The organism is Aeromonas sp. sif2416 (assembly GCF_019218665.1).
Taxonomy (GTDB): Bacteria; Pseudomonadota; Gammaproteobacteria; order Enterobacterales; family Aeromonadaceae; genus Aeromonas; species Aeromonas encheleia.
The window spans coordinates 291,559-309,773 of sequence record NZ_JAHUXC010000002.1 but is presented as its reverse complement, the minus strand read 5'-3'; the positions used below and the strand labels follow the sequence as shown (position 1 = coordinate 309,773).

Genomic DNA, 18,215 nt, shown 5'->3' with positions numbered 1-18,215 from the left:
TGACTATCCATAAATGGATATTTTTAGCTGCGTCATCCTATATCGTCAGCACGGCTCCAAGCATGAGCAAATATGGCTCTGAAAGGCACTGTTCAGACCAGATCTCTCATGACTAGGCGTGTCCCTGCCCGATCGCCTGAACGAGATGGGCAGCAAAAGCGGCCGGATCCCCCAGGAAGGAGGCGGTCGGCAACGAGGTGATCCGCTCGCCCTGCATCAACCCCAGGGTCGGATACCCCTGACCGCCGAGGCGGCGCAACCAGCGCTGGCTCTCCGCCAGATGCCCGGCCAGATCCACCCTCTGGCAGGCCAGCTCGAACGCGCCTCTCGTGATGCCCTGCTCCGCCGCGAGTTCGCCCAGGTTGTCCAGGGAGCCCACCCAGCGGCCGTCGCGATAGTGGCACTGCTGGATGCGGTGCAGCAGCATCAGGCCATCTCCCCCCAGCTCGTCGATCGCCAGGATGGCGCGAATGGGCGGCTCGGAATCGAGGGACAGGCCCTCGCTCAGCAGCAGCTCGTCGAAGTAGCGTGTCCCAAATGGCTGGCCGGTCAGGGCCTGGATCCGCTCGTCATGGGGGCGCACATAGTCGCGCAGCGCCTCTCCCATCGGCTGCCGACGCGGGCCCAGCCAGAGGCCGCCGGCATGCAGCGCGATCCTAAGGCCGGGGATCCCGGCCGCGGCCGCGAGCAGGGGGGCTGCGCCATAGCACCAGCCGCAGAGGGGGTCGTACACATAATGCAAGGTGGTTTCGTTCATGGATTCACTCCGGCGCCATCAATTGAAAAAACCGGGCAGCTGCTGCCCGGTAAAAAACACAGGGAAATGGACTCAGGCCATTACCACTTCATCTCGCCGGTATTGACCTTGGCACCGATGGCCAGGCCGTCGTCGACCGGCAGGGCCGGGAAGGCCTGCTTCAAACCGTCGATAAGCTCGGCCGACCCCTTGGACTTGGCCAGCACCTGCTCGAAGCGCTGCACATAGTCGCGGGTGAAGGTCACCGCCTCGGCGCCCTTGGGCTCGGCCCCGAGGAAGTGGCCCGGCACGACCCGCTCCGGTTTCAGGGCCAGCAGCTCATTGAGGGTCTGCACCCAGTGCGCCCGCGCCGCCTTGGTCTGGCTGTCTGCCATCCACACGTGAGTACCGCTGTATACCGGCACGCCGCCGAACGCCGTCTTGATGGAGGGGACCCAGAGGTAGGCACTCGGGGTGTTCATCGCCTTGATCTCGATCGTCTTCCCTTCCAGGGTCAGCTGGGAAGCGGTCATCACTTCCGGCACGATCAACTGTTTGGGCGCCTGCTCGGCCAGGATCGGGCCCCAATAGGCCAGTTTGGCATCCTTGGTCTGCCTGATATGGTCGACCACGTGCTGACTGGCCAAGATCTTGACGTCGGGGAAGGCGGCCTTGATGGGCTCAAGCCCGAAATAGAAGTCGGGATCCCCGCCGCTGATATAGACGGTGGTCAGCTTCTTGCCGCTCTGCTTGATCAGATCCACCAGGGCCTTGCCGTCATTCACCCCGAACTGGGCGTCGATCAGGATGGCCTCTTTATCACCGCTCACCAGCTCGGAGGAGACCGGGAAAATGCCCTGCTCGCCCGGGTTGTAGACGGTCACGGTCAGCGGGCCCGCCAGGGCGGCGCCACTGAGCAGGGTGCTGGCCAGGGTCAGGGTACGAAGTGCTGTGTTCATCGGGTATTCCTCATAAGGTCGCTTGTCATCGAATGAACACAGTTTATTGAAACTTTATCGGTACAAATACCGCATAATGAGCACATCACTGTTGCACAAATCGAGCATATTGGAGGGCGTAACATGGATCGACTGACGGCACTGCGGGTCTTCGTCGCAGTGGTCGAGCAGGGCAGCCTGAGCGGTGCCGGGGACAAGCTGGAGATGTCGCGCGCCATGGTGTCGCGCTATCTGGCCGAGCTGGAGCGCTGGATGGGGGCCCGATTGCTGCACCGTACCACCCGCCGGCTGAGCCTCACCGGGCCGGGTGAGGAGGCGCTGAACCGGGCCAGGACCATGCTGGCCCTGGGCGAGGAGATGGAGCAGCTGGCGGTGCAAAGCCAGGAGGCCCCCAAAGGGCAGTTGCGCATCACCAGCAGCTATTCCCTGGCGGAAGCCCTGCTGGTCCAGACCGCCAACGACTACCTTGCCCGTTATCCCGGCACCGCCATCGACATCCTGTTGCTGGACAGGACAGTCAATCTGGTGGAGGAGCGGATCGATCTCGCCGTGCGCATCACCAACGATCTGGATCCCAACCTGGTGGCGCGCCGCCTCGGCACCTGCCATTCGGTGGTCTGTGCCAGCCCGGCCTACCTGGCGCGCCACGCACCTCTGCAGCAGGTGCAGGATCTGGCGCTGCACAACTGCCTCACCTACACCTACTTCGGCAAGAGCCTGTGGGAATTTCAGGGGCCCGCTGGCCCGGAATCCGTGCCGGTGAGTGGCAACCTCAGCGCCAACATCTCCAACCTGCTGCTGGCGGCGACCCTGGATGGGGCGGGCATCAGCCTGCAGCCAAGCTACTCGGTGCAGGCCCAGCTGGCGAGCGGCGCCCTGGTGCCGCTGCTGACCCAGTGGCAGCCCAAGCGACTCGGGGTCTATGCCGTCTACGGCACCCGCAAGCAGATGTCTCCCCTGCTGCGCAGCTTCCTCGACTTTCTCATCGCCAGCATGGCGGACGATCCCCTGTGGCAATCAGAGTAAACAGACAATAAAAAGGGGCCCGCGGGCCCCTTGTCATGCTGTGCTGGCTTATGCCTCGAAACCGAACGCCTTGGCGGGCGGCTCGGCATCAGCGGCATCCAGCTCCTCCAGATAGATGTCACGGTAGGCCGCATAGATGGAGTAGTTGATGGCTGGCAGCACCACCAGCAGGCCGACCAGAAACAGCGCCGCCCCAAGCAGCAGCAACAGGGCACCGAGCAGCCCCCACCAGAGGAAGGGCCACATGTTGCGCAGACAGCCCGCGAAGCTGAGCTTGGCCGCCTGCCAGACCCCCACCTCGTGGAAGAAGATGAGGGCGGGGGCGAAGGTGATCGCCATCAGCAGGGGGACCAGCAAGGCCAGGAACAGCAGCAGGCAGAGCATGAAGCCCTGCGCCTGCTCGGGTGTCACCGTCAGCGTCTCAGGATCCTGAGACAGCAAGCCGGTCAGATCCCACAGGTGCAGCAGGGCGAAGCAGGCAAGCAGCAGCAGGCAGAATAGCGACAGCACCAGCAGCCCCCCCAGGATCAGGGGCGTCAGCTTGTGACGAAAACCGGCAAAGAAGTCGGCAAACTGCAGGGGCTGCCCCCCATAGCCCCGCTGCGCCACCGCCACCCAGCCGGCGCCCCACACCATGTACAGCAACTGGGAGATAAAACTGCCCGCCGGTAACTGCTCCAACAGCATGCCCACCAGGAACCAGAGCACTATCATGGCCACGCTGGCCCCCATGCCCTTGTTGAAGATGTCGAACCCGGTGCGGATCCAGATCCAGCCTCGCCCCATGGGGTGACGCTTGGGTTCGCTGCGCAGGCGGTTGTCACTGTTCATCGTCGACCTCGTTGCAAAAATAAAACGAAAGCTTATTCCCTCAGGGCACGCTCACCGTGACCATGATGGTCCCGGTGTAAGCGCCGGTGCGCACGACCTGGCCCGGCAGCCGGGTCGGGTACAGCCTCACCTGATAATTGGTGTTGTGGGTAGCCGCCGAGTAGGGTACCGCGATGGCGGTATCAAATGGAATAGGGGTTGGGCTGCCCTGCTCGAGCATGCCCACCCCGACCCCAGCCAGGCTGGTGGTGATGAAACGATTCTGGCTGGTGAGCGCCCCCCCGAAGCGGTAGCTGAGCGGCACCACATAATCGCTCGGGATCTGGCTGCATGTGACGCTCACATTGACGCTGCGGGGCGTGTAGCCTCTGGGCACCTCGCCCTCGATGAAGGCGCTCTGCGCCACGGCGCCGAGATCGATGGGGATGCTGGTGCCAGCCGGAAACTGGCAGCTCGGGGTCGAGGTGACGCTGATGTTCATCGCCAGCTGGCTGAACGCATTGGCCGGACTGGTATCGGGCGCACTGGAGCGCCGCACGAAGAGGTAGGCGACGGTGCCGCTGAAGGTCTGGGTGCCCGTGACCCCCTTGAGCAGCTTCAGGGTATAGCGGCCGCCGTTGACGTCGATCCCACCCAATGCCAGATTCACCACGTTGCCGATGCAGACGGCCAACAACCCGCTGGAAGTGGCATTGAAAGGAACCGTCCGATAAGTGCCAGCCGCATTGAACTCGGCCTTGAGGCCAAAATAGGAGTTGAGCTTGATCAGGGTCCCCAGAGGATCGGAGACGGTGGGCAGACTGGTCGTGGCCTGATAATAAACAGTCACCAGCAATCCTACCGAGATCCCGGTGCAATCGCAGGTAGCCGAGCTGGTGGTCGAGAAGGCGGTGGCAATACCGGTATCTCCGGGCTGATAGAGAGTCCCTGTGGTGGTAATGGGCCCGGTCGCCACGAAGGGGCTGGTGCATTGGCCGTTGACGGCATGAGCCTTGGGCAGCCACAGCAGGCAACCCAATAACAAGACACCGGCCATCAGGCCACTATTCTTTACTCGACCCACGCTGTTGTTCTCCGTCTGCTCGCCCATCACTGCCCTCCCTGCTGGTTCAGCACAAACCCCTGCTCGTGATAGTTGCCATCGTCGTCGATCCAGCGCAGCCGCCCCCTGGCACCCGCGAGTGCCGCCCCAGGCATAGGGATCGGCAAGATGCCGTAGGGCGGGATCACGCCGGCCTCGTGCCAGCTGAAGCTCTGCCCCCTCGACTCGAGCAGCACCTCGCTCAGGCTGACGTGGAAGGGGGTGGGATTGGTCACCCTCAGCCCGGTGCCCGCCAGCTCGTGCCAGATGAGCCGCTCCGCCGCCCCGGCAGCGGAGCCGGCGAGCCCGGCCGGGCGATAAAACAGCTTGATGCGGGTGCGATAGGCGAGCTGCACGCTGCCGCCCGCGCTTGCGGCCTTGGGCGGCAAGCCCAGCACATTCAGCCAGAACAGCGACTCCCTGTCCCGGGGCAGCGCCCTCAGATCGGCACCCAACACGCGCAGCGCCTGCCCTTTGTCCGGCCCCAGCCGCATCATGGGAGGCAGCACCAGAAAGGGGGTCGAGACGTCGGCCGGCCCCTGTTGTTCGTCGCCCCCATCGACCCAGGCCTGCAGCAGGGTCGGTGCCTCCCCCTGGTTGTGAACCATCAGGCTGGCCTCGCTGGCCCCACCGGCATAGATAAGCCGGGTGCGCATCAGGTTGAGCGCGGCCTCGCAACCAGGCCACCACAGCAGGGAGCCCAGCGCCAGACATGACAGAGTGAAATGTCTCATGAGTTTGTTTCCATGGTGAGGCAGCGGGCGGCGACCTGTTGGTAGGGCACCGCAGGATCTGGTTCGGGCACGCGATAATCCAGCCGGCACTGCTGATCTGGCTCCTTCCCCCACTGGACGTAGAGGATAGCCTGCTCACCGCGCACGAAGATGAGCCCCCCCTGGCCGACGACGGCGACCGAGCGACCGGCGCCGTCGACCACCTCGGCCCCGAATGGCAGGACACTGCCGTCCGTCCGCTGGACTTTGAGCAGCAACGGCTGACCGACATGGGTCTCATACGCCAGCTTGACGATGGCGCCACGGCGGGGGGCCACCATCTGGGCGCTGCCATCTATCTCCACATCCAGCGGCAGGCCGCTCGGATCCAGGCCGATGATGTTGGTGCGATAGGGGTTGAGCCCGGCCAGCACGGCGTAACCATCCCCATCCACCTCGCTACCAATCCCGTGGCTGACCCTGGCCCCCTGGGCGCCCTTGGCCTCCACCAGCGCCATCGTCTCCCCCTGAGTTTGTCCCAGCACCCAGCCCTCTTCATGCACCAGCAGTGTCCCCTTGGCCGAGGCCACATACTGGGAATACCCCTCCCCCTGACTGGTGCTCAGCCCCAGCTGGGTTGCCGCCGTCTGATACTGGGCATTGGCGCCATAGCCCTGATAGCCCGCCCCATCCCCCTGGCTCTGGCTGCCGTAGAGCCCGTAGTAGAAACGCCCGTCCCGGGAGCCCCCGTTGAGATCCAGCCTGGCGCTGTAACCCTGCCCCTCCTGATAGGAGACGGTGCTGCTCAGGCGCGGGGCACCGAGTCTATCTCCGATGGGGATGCTGAGACTCAGCATGTATTGATCGCCGACCCCATCGTCCAGCGAATGGCTGGCCGAGAGCGTCAGGTTGCCCCAGTCAAACCCCCGGTTGTAACCGAGCTGGAAGCTGCTGCTCTCGGCCTCGGCCCCCCAGTAGTCGCGACTGATGCCGTTGAAATAGAGATCCCCCCACTCCCCCACTGGCTGGTTGATGTTGAGCTGGAAGCGATTGCGCTCCCGCTGCAGCTGATCGAGGGTCTGGCTCTGGGCCGCCGCCACATCGTTGAGATCCAGATAGCCTTCGCTGGAGAAACGGTAGGCGGCCAGGGTGAAGTAGGTCTGGGTCAGATCCATCTGCTTGCTGTACGTCAGGCGGTAGCTCTGCCCGGAGAGCGACGGGGGCAGCTCGGAGGCGGCGGGCAGATCCCGCGCCCAGGAGCCGGTGACGTCGAGCGCCAGGGCGCCATAGTCGGAGCCCATGGCGGCGCCCCCCAGCAGGGCCGCATAGTCCTCGGCGGCTATGTTGCCGCCGTACAGAGTCAGGGTGTTGGAATAGCCGCGGCGATAGATGCCCTGCAGAAAGTCGGGGCCATCCGGGCCGGCCTCGTTGCGGTAACGGCCCAGGGTCAGGCTGAAGCGGGAAGTGTCGTCCCGCAGCATCTGCACCACGGAGGAGAATGGCAGGGTAAAGCTGCGCTCGCTGCCATCCGCCTCAGTGATGGTCACGTCCAGATCGCCGGCGAAGCTGGTGGCATAGAGATCGTCGATGGCGAATGCGCCGGGAGCAACCTGGGTTTCATAGATGAGGGCGCTGCCCTGACGGATGGTGACCCTGGCATTGCTCTGGGCCACCCCGCGCACCACGGGGGCAAAGCCCCGTTCAAAATCGGGCAGCATGGCATCGTCACTGGCAAGCTGCACCCCGGTGAAAGGCACGCTGTCGAAGCTGTCCCCCGGGGTGAAGTACTCACCCAGGGTGAGCTGAGCCCTCTGTGTGGTGACATCCCGTTGCACATAGCTGTTGAGCGACTGATAGCTGCCGCCGTCACTGCCCTGCCAGGAGCCGTTATGGCGCAGACGCCAGGCCCCCAGGTTGACGCCGGTGTTGAGATTGACGCTGTTGCTGAACTGATCGTCGGTCCCGCTCAGCTCACTGTAATAAAGATTGGCGTTGTAGCCGATGAAGGCCGCATTGATCCCCTGTACCCACTGCTCCGGCCCGACATAGTCACGCCGGACCCGGCCGACATAGGCCTGCGGCAGGCTGAGCGCCCCGCTCAGGCTGGGCAGATCCAGGCTGAAGCTAGCACCAGGCACCAGGGATTCGACCCGGATGCAGTTACTCTGCATCTGCAGCTTGACCGACGGCTGATTGGGCAACTGGTCGACAAGCAGCCCCCATTGCGTTACCTGACCGGGTGTGAAGCAAAACCGCGGGGTCTTGGGATCGGGGCCGGCCCGCACCTCCACCTGCTGGCTCAGCTTGTCCTTGCCATTGATGATGATGTCGAGCTGATAGAGGCCAAGGGGCACGAAGTCGGCACTGGCGAAGCGCGCCAGATCGATGTTCACCCCCAGGCTGTCGAGCAGCTGACTGTCGAACTCGACATCGGCCGCCGGGGCGGGCGTCTCGGTGATGGGGGCAGACGCCACCTCACCGGCCTGGGCCCAAGTGAACCAGAGATAGAGCAGCGCAAGCAGCCCGCCACTAACCGCCCTCCGGACTCCAGCCCCCGGGGCGCTGGCACGAGACATTGAATGCTGGGGATGATGACTGGCTGACACGGCACACCTCCCCCTCAAGAGCCAAAACGGGATCAGTTGAAGACGAATCGACCCACCTCGCGGGCCCCATAATCATTGAGCCAATAGAAGGTCACCGCCTTGGCATGGACCGAACCCGACAGGCGATCTATGGGAAAATCGGCGCTGCCTCCCGGCGACACCATGCCGCCACTGAGATTGCTGTAGCGCCTGGTCTGGGTCGTCTGCAGCTCGAGATTGCTGATGCTGACGTGATACAGGCTTGGATTGCTGGCCCGCAAGGCATAGCCCTCCCCTTGCCGGATCAGGCGCCAGCTCAGGTGATTGGCGGAGTGCTCGACGTTGCCTGCCAACCCCTCGGGGCGATAGAACATCTTGATCCTGGAGCGAAAGGCGAGCTGCACCAGATTCTGGCCTGCCTGGGTGGACTTGGCGCTGGGCGGAACCTCCAGCACATTCAGCCAGAACACCGACTCGCGATCCTGTGGCAGCCCCTGCCCCACATAGGTGAGGCGCAGCGACTGGCCGCGCTGGGCATCAATCCGAGTGATGGGGGGGGTGATCAAAAATGGCACCGATTCGACACCGGGCCGGATGCGGCGGTCGCCGGCATCCATCCAGACCTGCACCAGTGCGGGCACGTTGCCCTTGTTGGTCAGCTCCAGCGTGACTTCACGAGCGGAGGCGGGGTAGATGACCCGGGTACCCGAGATCTGGACATAGCCCCAGGCCTGCCAGGCAACGAGCAACACCATGCCCCAGCCATAGCGCCACAGCCTTGCCCATCCAAGGCCCCGGGGCAGACTCATGGAGGCGATACTCAGTGGTAATCCAGCGAGTAGATGAGGTCCGCCGAGACCAGGCCGGCCCCCACGGCGCCGGTGGCGATGTACTGGGCGCTGTAATAGAGCGTCGCCCCGCCGGTCGCGCTGAAGTCGACCAACACGTTGTTTCCGGTATTGGTCCTCAAGTCGATGGGGGTGCTGTTGGCCGAGAGGATCTGGACCTCCACGTTCTGAGCCGGGTTTTTCCCGCCCGCCGCGACGGCCTTGTTGCTGAGGTTGCCCGTGGCCTGGGCCACGCCGATGTTTTCGAAGTAGGCCCGCACCGAGCCCGTGGTCGGGCAGCTGGTGAGCGCGAGGTTGAAACCGGTGGCACCGGCGGTCTGGCCTATGCTGCCGAGCGCGTTGGTGCTGACGGTGGGCAGGGTCACTGTGGCCGATGCGTTGCCGCCATTGACGGCGATGGCGCAGGTGCCGGCAGTCACTTCCCCATTGATGGTAATAGTGCCGTTGAAGGCGGCGGCGGGGACAGATACCAGCCCGCCCATGGCGAGTGCAAGCACAAAGAGAGCATTCGTCTTCATCACAACCTCCGTCTAGCCCTGGATGCCGCTGGCGACTACCGTTCCCCTGCCAGAGCCTGTCTTCCTTGTCACAATAGGTGTCATTCAACGACCAATATCTAGTGATGCATTAGTAAATAGCACAGGCTGGCCGAGCCTGCTCGCTTCCAGGCAACATCCGGACAACAAATGACGCCACTGCTCGTCCCCGTCGTCCGACGCTGCGGACAGCCCGGCGGGAATGTGGCATCATTTTCCCCCTTTGATTCCACCCCTCTCATTCGATGGAGCCGCCATGCGCCGCCTGTTGTTCCTTGTCCTGCTGCTGGGCAGCACTCATCTTTATGCCGATCCAGGCTTCATCAGCCGCCTGCTCAATCATCCGGTGCCGGGTGGCGTGGCCGTGGTAGCACTGGGGGACGGGCCAGAGGCGCCCAGCGTCCGTTATCAGGACAAGCCGGTGCTGGTCGTGCGTGAGGAGGGCCGTCGCTGGATAGCCATAGTCGGCATCCCGCTCAAGAGCGCCACCGGCCCTCAGTCCCTGGTGGTAGGCGATGGCCGCCGGCTCAGCTTCCTGGTCCAGCCCAAGCACTATCGTGAGCAGCACATCAAGTTGAAGAACGGCCGCCAGGTCAACCCGCTGGCCGAGGACATGGTGCGCATCAACCGCGAGCTGGCGGAGCAAACCCAGGCCTATCAGACCTTCAGCCCTACCCAGCCCAGCAACCTGCTGTTCGACAAGCCGGTGCAGGGGCCGCTCTCCAGCCCCTTCGGCCTGCGCCGCTTCTTCAACGGCGAGGAGCGCAACCCCCACTCCGGCCTCGACTTCGCGGTCGGTGCCGGCACCCCGATCAAGGCGCCGGCCGCGGGCAAGGTGATCCTGATCGGCAACTACTTCTTCAATGGCAATACGGTATTCGTCGATCACGGCCAGGGGCTGATCAGCATGTTCTGCCACATGTCGAAGGTCGACGTGAAGCTGGGCCAGAGTCTGCCGAGGGGTGGCATCGTCGGCCGGGTCGGCGCCACCGGTCGCGCCACCGGTCCCCACATGCACTGGAACGTCAGCCTCAACGATGCCCGTGTCGATCCCGCCATCTTTATCGGGGCCTTCAAGCCCTGAGCCGGCTCACGTCATAAGCACGTCATAAAAAAGAAGAGGCAGCCTGGGCTGCCTCTTCTTTTTCACATCCGTCACCCAGGGTCCGCTGGCGGTCGCCTTCAGCTCACACCGGCATGCAGGCCCGCCTCCTTGCGCATGGCCCGCCACATCACCAGCACCAACAGGCTGCTACAGGTGGGCAGCGCCAGCCAGACCCCGGCCACCCCCCACAGGGAGGAGAAGCCCCACAGGAAACCGCCGATCAGCACCAGCTTGCCCCCGGTGAGCAGGGAGGCGATGCGGGCCCGATTGATGGCCTGGAAGTAGGTAGCCCCCACCAGCAGCAGGCCTTCCATCGGCAGTCCCCAGAAGTAGAGCCAGATGCCGAGGCTTGCCACCGGCAGCAGGGCCGCGTTGTCGCCGGCAAACAGATAGACCACCCCTTCCGGCCAGAGATAGAGCGGGATCATGCCGCACAGCGCCACCAACAGGGTCACCCCCAGCGCCAGGTTGCGCACCCGCAGCACCCGCTGCCAGTTGCCCGCCCCGGCGTTGAAGCTGGCGATGGGCTGGATGCCCATGGCGATCCCCTCGAAGATGAGATAGAAGAAGGCCTCGCTGTAGCTGATCACCCCGTAGGCGGCCACGTGCAGCGAGGTCCCCACCGACAGCAGCGCCTTGTTGTGCAGCGCCAGCACCACCGACAGGTAGAGGTACATCAGGAAGCTCGAGACCCCGAGTCGCAGCGTCTCCCCCATCAGCCGCCAGTCCGGCACCAAAGTATCCCAGCGAATGCGCAGCTGGCTGCGCGGGGTGAAGAAGTGCCACAGGCAGAGGCCGCCGGTCACCGCCTGGGAGAGCATGGTGGCGATGGCCGCCCCCGCCAGCCCCCAGGGGATCACCGCCATCAGCAGGTAGTCGAGCAGCACGTTGAGCACGCCGCCGCCCACCAGGATCCAGGTGGTGAGGCCGGGTCGCCCGTCGTTGCGCAGCAGGGCGGTGAACGCCATGGAGAGCACGGCGAAGGTCCCGAGCCAGGCATACCACTGCAGATAGGCGAGTCCTGCGTCGAAGATGACCCCCTCGGCCCCCATCCAGGTCAGCATCTCATCCCCGTAATTGATGCCGATAAAGGCGAGCACGGCCGAGGCGATGAGCACCATCACCAGCGCATTGCCGACGATGTGGCGCGCCTTCGCCTGCTCCCCCTTGCCGAGGTAGAAGGAGGCGAGCGACGAGGAGCCCATGCCGATCAGCGCCCCTACCGCATAGAGCACGGCGCAGATGGGGTAGGCCAGCATCATGCCGGCCAGGCCGTCCTGACCCAGGATATGGCCGACGAAGATGCCATCTATGGTGACATAGACACCCGTGACCAGCATGGCCGCCACGGTCGGGGTGACATAACGCAGGAAGAGGCGGGAAAGGGGGGCCGTGCCCAGATCGACTGTGGACATAAACTGCTCAACTGAGGGGAACGGCCAGAATAATAGCCAAACAAGACCCGGATCACCCGTTATTTATGTTACAGATCATTAATATGGAAGACTTTACCCGCCCCACCCCCTGCTTTAGGCTAAGGCGACTTCTCATGAACGGAAACGTGCGCCATGTTGCAACGCCTGCTCTGTCTGCTGATCTGCTTCAGCCTTCTCCCCTCGCTCGCACAGGCCGATGACGCCATCACTCAGGTTGAAGAGTTGCTGCAAGGCGTGCCCAAGACCGACACCCCGGAAAACCAGCAGCTGCGGGAGAGCTACCAGCAGGCGCTGCAATACGCCAGGGACGCCCAGCGCTACCGGGAGCAGGGCAAGGTCTACCAGCAGATCCTGATCGACTATCCCAAGGAGTCGGCCCGCCTCAAGGAGAGCCTGCACAACTATCAGCCCCAGTCCCGCCCGCCCCTCTCCTCCCTCAAGGAGGAGGCACTGCGCCAGGCCATCAGCCTGAGCAGCAACCGCCAGATCAACCTGCGCAAGGAGCGCCAGGCGGTGATGGATGGCCTCAATCAGCTGGAGAGCACGGGCCAGGAGTATCACCTGCGGGTCGACGAGCTGCGCAAGCAGTTGCTGCAGACCCGCGCCCAGCTCGATCGCCTGAGTTTCAGCAACGAGTCGGATCGCCTGCAGGAGGCCCATCAACTGGCCACCCGCCTCAAGGAGCAGAGCCTGTCTGACCGGATCCAGATGCTGGAGCTGGAGCAGCTCTCCGCCCAGCAGCGCAACGATCTCGGCAAGCTGAAGCTGCAGGAGCTCAACCTCGCCATCACCGATGAGGACGAGTGGCAGAACAGCCTGCTGACGCAACAGAACCTGCTGCGGCGGGAGAAGACGGAGCAGGCGTTGGCGGAGAGCGAGCGGTTGCGCCGGCAGCTCACCTCGGATCTGCCCCTGCTGCAGGAGCAGCAACAGCAGAATCAGGCGCTCTCCCTGCAACTCGGCGCCCTGGAGGAGCAGATCGAACGGGTGCAGGACGAACAGCGGGACATCGACAAGTCCCTGTCCGGGCTCAACGATCTGGTCAACTCGGTGCGCGAGCAGCTGGAATGGCTGCAGATCAGCAACGCCTACGGCGAGAACCTGCGCAGCAAGCTGGCCGATCTGCCCAACTACTTCCCGCTGGAGAAGCTGGAGTCCGCCATCGTCAAGGCGCGCATGGCGAAGTACCAGTACGAGACCGAGCAGGATGCCCTCAAGGATCCCGACCAGATCCGCGACAACCTGCTCAGCGGCGATGACATCACCCTGGATCGCGCCCAGCAGGCGGTGCTCGACAACCTGCTCAAGGCCAGACGGCAACTGCTGACCCGGCTCAACGACGCCTCCGACACCCTGATCCAGGAGCAGACCCGGCTCAAGCTGCTCTACAGCCGCCAGAACAGCAAGATCGACGAGATCCGGGACATCAGCGCCAGCCACCTGTTCTGGATGCCGGATGTGCGCCCGCTCACCCCGACCGTGCTGCTCGGGGTGCCCACCGCGCTGAGCCTGCTGATCGATCCCGCCAACTGGCTGCAGCTGCCCAGGGCCATAGTGGAAAACAACCCCATGAACCTCACCCTGGCCGGGCTCGGCCTGCTGGTGCTGGCCTGGTGCTGGACCAAGCTGGCCCGCCATCTGACAGAGTACAGCCAGTACATAGCCCCGCGCATCGGCAAGGTGACCCAGGACAAGTTCAGCCTCACCAGCCGTCTGCTGGTGCGCTCCCTGCTCGCCGCCCTGCCGCTGCCGGCCATGGCGCTGATGATGCGCGGCCTGCTGGACGGCGCCTGGCAATATCCGTTCGCGGTCGCGGTGGCCCGTGGCCTCGGCGAGATCTGGTTTCTGCTGCTGGCCCTGCTGGTGGTCCGCCACCTGACCCTGGAGAAGGGGATCCTGATCCTGCATTTTCGCTGGCCGAAAGAGCCGGTGCAGCGGGTCTGGGGCCAGTTCCGCACCCTGCTGCTGGTGCTGATCCCGAGCTTCTTCGTGCAGGGCATGGCCAACAGCTATCAGGAGCACGCCTTCTACGACTCCCTCGGCCGGCTGGCCTTCATCGTCGGGGCGCTCTGGCTGCTGCTGTTCTTCGCCCGCCTCAACCGGGAGAAGCTGCCGCTGACCTGGGGTCAGGCCGACATGACCAAGCCCCATTTGCTGCACCACTTCATCTGGAACAGCCTGATGCTGGCTCCCCTGCTGGCGGTGCTGGGCTCCCTGTTCGGCTACTTCTATACCTCCCGCACCCTGCTGCGCCAGCTGGAACTGAGCCTGCTGCTGGGGCTCGGCTGCCTGCTCGTCTACTACCTGGCCCATCGCTGGATGCTGATCCAGCGCCGCCGCCTCGCCTTCGATCGCGCCAAGAGCAAGCGGGCCGAGATCCTGGCCCAGCGGGAACGTGACGAGGACGATCTCAGCTCCGAGATCCCGGACGTGGTGGAGGAGCCCGAGCTGGATCTGGACACCATCAGCGCCCAGTCGCTGGGGCTGGTGCGCACCCTGCTGATGCTGGGCTTCACCATGCTGGTGGTGGTGCAATGGTCGGATCTCAACTCGGCCTTCAGCTTCCTCAGCAGCATCGAGGTGTGGCAGGTGAGCAGCAAGGTGGCCGGCATAGAGCAGCTCTCCGCCATTACCCTGCAGGATCTGATGCTGACCGCCTTCGCCTTCATCCTGACCGTGGTCACCGCCCGCAGCCTGCCGGGGCTGATGGAGCTCACCCTGCTCCAGCACCTTAGCCTCTCCCCCGGCACCGGCTTCGCGCTGACCACCGTCAGCAAATATATGGTGATCCTGATAGGTGCCCTCACCGGTTTCTCCATGCTCGGCATCGACTGGTCCAAGACCCAGTGGCTGGTGGCGGCGCTGTCGGTGGGCCTGGGCTTCGGCCTGCAGGAGATCTTCGCGAACTTCGTCTCGGGCCTCATCATCCTGTTCGAGAAGCCGATCCGGCTCGGCGACACCGTCACCATTCGCGATCTGACCGGCACAGTCACCAAGATCAAGACCCGCGCCACCACCATCGTCGACTGGGATCGCAAGGAGATCATCGTCCCCAACAAGGCCTTCATCACCGAGCAGTTCATCAACTGGTCCCTGTCCGATGCCATCACCCGGGTCAAGCTGCGTATCCGCATCGGCCTGAGCCAGGAGCCCAAACGGGTGCAGCAGTTGCTGGAGCAGTGCGTGCAGGAGTCCAGCCTGGTGCTGGATACCCCGACTCCCGAGGTATTCCTGGTCGAGTTCACCGACTCGGCGCTGATCTACGAGATCCGCCTCTACGTCAACAACATGGATCACCGCATGCCGATCACCCATGAGGTTCACTCGCTGGTGTTGGAGAAGCTGCGGCAGCAGGGGCTGGGATTGCCGCACCAGCAGATCGATATCAGGATGAGTCGGGGATGAGCGGGATCACCCCATGTCCGTCATGCACCCATGAGGTTCACTCGCTGGTGCTGGAGAAGCTGCGGCAGCAGGGGCCGGGATTGCCGCACCAGCAGATCGATATCAGAATGAGCCGGGGCTGAGCCCGCGCGTCATCCAGGCAACACAGGAGCCATAGCATGCAGATCATTGCCCATCGCGGCGCCAGCGGGCTGGCGCCGGAAAACACCCTCAAGGCGATGGCGCTGGCCATCGAACTCGGGGTAAGCGCCATCGAGCTCGACGTGCAGCAAGCAGACGGCGAGCTCTGGGTATTCCACGATCGGCGGCTGGAGCGCTGCACCGATGGCCACGGCGTGCTCGCCCAGCAATCTCGCGCCTATCTGGCAAGACTGGATGCGGGCGAAGGGGAACATATTCCGACCCTGTGGCAGGTGATGACCCTGATTGCGGGGCGCTGCGAGCTGCACATCGAGCTCAAGGGCGCCCATACCGCCGAGCCGGTGGCGGCCCTGACCCGGCGGGCAGAGCGCGAGCTCGGTTTCACCCCGGCCCAGTGGGTTGTCTCTTCGTTCCATCATCCCGAGCTGGCACGCTTCGCCCGGTTACGGCCCGAGCTGCGCCTTGGCGCCCTGACCGCCAACCTGCCGTTGCAACATGCCCGCTTTGCCGAGCAGCTGGGGGCCTGGTCACTGAACTGCGATGTGGACTTCGTCGATGCCGGGCTGGTGGCGGATGCGCACCGACGGGGGCTCAAGGTGCTGGTCTACACGGTCGACGAGCCGGCCGATGCCAGGGCGCTGGCGACCATGGGTGTCGATGGCATCTTCACCAACCGACCAGATCGATTCAGCTGAGTATCGACGCGGGTTGGCGGGCCATAGAACGTCAAAAATAGATGCTAAATTTCGTGCGCATCGGGATACATAAAGTCCAATTTCAGCCGATACAGTATTGGCTCATAACAATAACAGACCACACCCAGATCTCAGATTGACGCTCACAAGGATGTACACATGAATCTATCCATCAAGAACAAGCTGGTCCTCGCCATCGGGGCCATCATCCTGGTCATCACCGGCCTGCAGGTCTGGTACAACACCTCCCAGCTGCGCAGCGAAACCCAGCGGCTGATCTGGAGCTTCATCGACGACAGCTCGGCCTCCAACGTGAAGGGGATCTCCCGCTGGCTGGACGCCCGCATCAGCATGGTGAGCTCCACCAAGGAGGCCTTCGCCAAGGAGGATGAGCCCATCAGCCACCTGGCCCAGTCCATGAACGCGGGCAACTTCGATCTGGTCTACGTGGGCACCCAGGATGGCCGGATGATCCAGAGCAAGCAGACCAGCCTGCCGGCCGGCTATGATCCGCGCCAGCGTCCCTGGTACAAGGACGCCATGGCGGCGGGCAAGCTCGCCATCACGGCCCCCTACGCCGATGCCGCGTCGGGCAACCTCATCATCACCATCGCCGAGCCCTTCACCCGTGGCAACACCCAGGGGGTGATCGCCGGTGACGTCTCCATCGAGGGGCTGGTGCGCGACGTGCTGGCCATGAACTCCGAGGGCACCTACGCCATCCTGGTGGACAGCAACGGCACCATCATAGCCCACCCGGACAAGGCGCTGACCCTCAAGCCCGCCACCGCCCTCTCCCCCGAGCTGACGGCGGCCAAGGTCAACGAGCTGGCCCATGACAACACCATCTCCGAGATGGAGATCAGCGGCAAGGCCAGCGTGTTCGATCTCACCGAGATCCCCAACACCAACTGGTACTTCGGCATAGTGGTGGACGAGGCGGTTGCCTATCAGTCGGTGTCCCGCATGGTCAGCTCCGCCCTGCTGCAGGGGCTGCTCACCATTCTCATCGTCGCGGGCTTCTCCTACGTCGCCATCAACAGCTCCCTGGCACCGCTGAAGACCCTCGGCGAGGCGATTGCCGATCTCTCCCGCGGCAACGGCGACCTGACCCGCCGCATCAAGATCGAGCGGGAAGACGAGGTGGGCACGGTCGCCAGACACGTCAACACCTTCATCGAGCGGATCCACGTGATGGTACAGGACATCTCCAACTCCTCCGGGCAGCTGAACCAGCAGGCCAGGTCGTCCCACGACATGGCGGAGAAGTCCAACCAGGGTCTGGCGCGCCAGCAGAACGAGATCTCCCAGATCGCCACCGCGGTGCACGAGATGTCCGCCACCGCGGTGGAGGTGGCCAGCAACGCCGAGCAGACCGCGGATGCGGCCCGCAGCTCCTCCAGCAGCTGTGAACACGGCAAGCAGGTGATCGCCCGCAACCAGCGCTCCATCACGGATCTCGCCACCCAGGTCAAGCAGGCCTCCGGTATCATCCAGGAGCTGGAGAAGAATGCGCAGGAGATCAACACCATCCTCTCCACCATCCAGGGCATCGCCGAGCAGACCAACCTGCTGGCGCTGAACGCCGCCATCGAGGCCGCCCGGGCCGGTGAGCAGGGCCGCGGCTTCGCCGTGGTGGCCGACGAGGTGCGGGTACTGTCCCAGCGTACCCACAGCTCCACCGTCGAGATCCGCAGCATGATAGAGACGCTGCAACGCAACACCCAGGGCGCCGTCAGCACCATGCACGAGGGCCAGCTGTTGGCGCAGAACAGCGTGGAGGATGCGAACGATGCCACCCAGGCGCTGGAGCAGATCACCACCTCCATCAATCAGATCTCCGACATGGCGACCCAGATCTCCAGCGCCGCCGAGGAGCAGCGGGCGGTGACCGACGAGGTCAGCCGCAACATCCAGGCGGTCAAGGACGTCTCCGATGAGCTGGCCGTGGATGCCGACAGCTCCCGCAACCTGTCGGCCCAACTCAAAAATATTTCAGGTGAACTCAACAATCAGGTGGGCATGTTCCGCATCTGATACCGTTAAAACAAAAAGGGGCCATACAGGCCCCTTCTTATATAAAGTCTTTTGGTTTCAGTAGTTATAATCCCCCCTCAC

General features: G+C 63.9%; 14 protein-coding genes. 5 read left to right on the top strand and 9 right to left on the bottom strand.

Features of this window, described 5'->3' with window-relative positions; all coding sequences use genetic code 11:
* Nucleotides 1-112: 112 nt before the first annotated feature.
* Nucleotides 113-757, bottom strand: coding sequence for a DsbA family protein (locus KW821_RS04775; protein ID WP_218290609.1), 645 nt, complete (start codon nt 755-757; stop codon nt 113-115).
* An 80-nt stretch (nt 758-837) separates the two neighbouring features.
* Entirely contained in the window at nt 838-1,695 is an 858-nt protein-coding gene (locus tag KW821_RS04770; protein ID WP_042652705.1) for a Vmh family MBL fold metallo-hydrolase, read from the bottom strand.
* Between the two features lie 123 nt (nt 1,696-1,818).
* On the opposite strand from KW821_RS04770, the gene KW821_RS04765 reads away from it, so the two are divergent.
* On the top strand, nt 1,819-2,721 hold the full coding sequence (locus KW821_RS04765; protein WP_218290608.1) for a LysR family transcriptional regulator: 903 nt from the start codon (nt 1,819-1,821) through the stop codon (nt 2,719-2,721).
* A 48-nt stretch (nt 2,722-2,769) separates the two neighbouring features.
* On the opposite strand, the gene KW821_RS04760 is transcribed toward KW821_RS04765, so the two are convergent.
* The 6 genes from KW821_RS04760 to KW821_RS04735 form a co-directional block, all read right to left on the bottom strand.
* Nucleotides 2,770-3,552 carry a BPSS1780 family membrane protein gene (locus KW821_RS04760; RefSeq protein ID WP_218290607.1) on the bottom strand — a complete coding sequence of 261 codons (783 nt, stop codon included), beginning with the start codon at nt 3,550-3,552 and terminating at the stop codon, nt 2,770-2,772.
* A 40-nt stretch (nt 3,553-3,592) separates the two neighbouring features.
* Entirely contained in the window at nt 3,593-4,642 is a 1,050-nt protein-coding gene (locus KW821_RS04755; RefSeq protein ID WP_218290606.1) for a fimbrial protein, read from the bottom strand.
* The gene (locus KW821_RS04750; protein ID WP_218290605.1) at nt 4,642-5,367 is read right to left on the bottom strand and encodes a molecular chaperone; all 726 of its coding nucleotides are present in this window, start codon (nt 5,365-5,367) and stop codon (nt 4,642-4,644) included. The genes KW821_RS04755 and KW821_RS04750 overlap by 1 nt, the downstream gene beginning before the upstream one ends.
* Nucleotides 5,364-7,820, bottom strand: a complete 2,457-nt coding sequence (locus KW821_RS04745) for a fimbria/pilus outer membrane usher protein (protein ID WP_371317593.1) — start codon at nt 7,818-7,820, stop codon at nt 5,364-5,366. Before KW821_RS04745 ends, KW821_RS04750 begins: the two co-directional genes overlap by 4 nt.
* A gap of 164 nt (nt 7,821-7,984) precedes the next feature.
* Nucleotides 7,985-8,740 carry a fimbria/pilus periplasmic chaperone gene (locus KW821_RS04740; RefSeq protein WP_218290604.1) on the bottom strand — a complete coding sequence of 252 codons (756 nt, stop codon included), beginning with the start codon at nt 8,738-8,740 and terminating at the stop codon, nt 7,985-7,987.
* Between the two features lie 11 nt (nt 8,741-8,751).
* Nucleotides 8,752-9,297 (bottom strand): fimbrial protein, encoded by a 546-nt coding sequence (locus tag KW821_RS04735; protein ID WP_218290603.1) that lies wholly within the window; start codon nt 9,295-9,297, stop codon nt 8,752-8,754.
* Between the two features lie 274 nt (nt 9,298-9,571).
* On the opposite strand from KW821_RS04735, the gene KW821_RS04730 reads away from it, so the two are divergent.
* On the top strand, nt 9,572-10,399 hold the full coding sequence (locus KW821_RS04730) for a peptidoglycan DD-metalloendopeptidase family protein (RefSeq protein ID WP_218290602.1): 828 nt from the start codon (nt 9,572-9,574) through the stop codon (nt 10,397-10,399).
* Nucleotides 10,400-10,497: 98 nt separating this feature from the next.
* Here the strand turns inward: KW821_RS04730 and KW821_RS04725 are convergent, their stop codons facing one another.
* Nucleotides 10,498-11,835: an MATE family efflux transporter gene (locus tag KW821_RS04725; protein ID WP_218290601.1), complete on the bottom strand. Its 1,338-nt coding sequence runs from the start codon at nt 11,833-11,835 to the stop codon at nt 10,498-10,500.
* 153 nt (nt 11,836-11,988) lie between these two features.
* Between KW821_RS04725 and mscM the strand changes: the two genes are divergently transcribed.
* The 3 genes from mscM (at nt 11,989) to KW821_RS04710 (ending at nt 18,134) form a co-directional block, all read left to right on the top strand.
* Nucleotides 11,989-15,261 carry a miniconductance mechanosensitive channel MscM gene (mscM, locus tag KW821_RS04720; RefSeq protein WP_218290600.1) on the top strand — a complete coding sequence of 1,091 codons (3,273 nt, stop codon included), beginning with the start codon at nt 11,989-11,991 and terminating at the stop codon, nt 15,259-15,261.
* 158 nt (nt 15,262-15,419) lie between these two features.
* Nucleotides 15,420-16,097 carry a glycerophosphodiester phosphodiesterase family protein gene (locus KW821_RS04715; RefSeq protein WP_218290599.1) on the top strand — a complete coding sequence of 226 codons (678 nt, stop codon included), beginning with the start codon at nt 15,420-15,422 and terminating at the stop codon, nt 16,095-16,097.
* Nucleotides 16,098-16,256: 159 nt separating this feature from the next.
* Nucleotides 16,257-18,134, top strand: a complete 1,878-nt coding sequence (locus KW821_RS04710; RefSeq protein WP_218290598.1) for a methyl-accepting chemotaxis protein — start codon at nt 16,257-16,259, stop codon at nt 18,132-18,134.
* Nucleotides 18,135-18,215 lie beyond the last annotated feature (81 nt).

What these genes read in the sequence shown, in the direction of transcription:
- KW821_RS04775 (WP_218290609.1), bottom strand. Translation starts at nt 757, where the DNA reads ATGAACGAAACCACCTTGCATTATGTGTACGACCCCCTCTGCGGCTGG.
- KW821_RS04770 (WP_042652705.1), bottom strand. Translation starts at nt 1,695, where the DNA reads ATGAACACAGCACTTCGTACCCTGACCCTGGCCAGCACCCTGCTCAGT.
- KW821_RS04765 (WP_218290608.1), top strand. Translation starts at nt 1,819, where the DNA reads ATGGATCGACTGACGGCACTGCGGGTCTTCGTCGCAGTGGTCGAGCAG.
- KW821_RS04760 (WP_218290607.1), bottom strand. Translation starts at nt 3,552, where the DNA reads ATGAACAGTGACAACCGCCTGCGCAGCGAACCCAAGCGTCACCCCATG.
- KW821_RS04755 (WP_218290606.1), bottom strand. Translation starts at nt 4,642, where the DNA reads ATGGGCGAGCAGACGGAGAACAACAGCGTGGGTCGAGTAAAGAATAGT.
- KW821_RS04750 (WP_218290605.1), bottom strand. Translation starts at nt 5,367, where the DNA reads ATGAGACATTTCACTCTGTCATGTCTGGCGCTGGGCTCCCTGCTGTGG.
- KW821_RS04740 (WP_218290604.1), bottom strand. Translation starts at nt 8,740, where the DNA reads ATGAGTCTGCCCCGGGGCCTTGGATGGGCAAGGCTGTGGCGCTATGGC.
- KW821_RS04735 (WP_218290603.1), bottom strand. Translation starts at nt 9,297, where the DNA reads ATGAAGACGAATGCTCTCTTTGTGCTTGCACTCGCCATGGGCGGGCTG.
- KW821_RS04730 (WP_218290602.1), top strand. Translation starts at nt 9,572, where the DNA reads ATGCGCCGCCTGTTGTTCCTTGTCCTGCTGCTGGGCAGCACTCATCTT.
- KW821_RS04725 (WP_218290601.1), bottom strand. Translation starts at nt 11,835, where the DNA reads ATGTCCACAGTCGATCTGGGCACGGCCCCCCTTTCCCGCCTCTTCCTG.
- mscM (WP_218290600.1), top strand. Translation starts at nt 11,989, where the DNA reads ATGTTGCAACGCCTGCTCTGTCTGCTGATCTGCTTCAGCCTTCTCCCC.
- KW821_RS04715 (WP_218290599.1), top strand. Translation starts at nt 15,420, where the DNA reads ATGCAGATCATTGCCCATCGCGGCGCCAGCGGGCTGGCGCCGGAAAAC.
- KW821_RS04710 (WP_218290598.1), top strand. Translation starts at nt 16,257, where the DNA reads ATGAATCTATCCATCAAGAACAAGCTGGTCCTCGCCATCGGGGCCATC.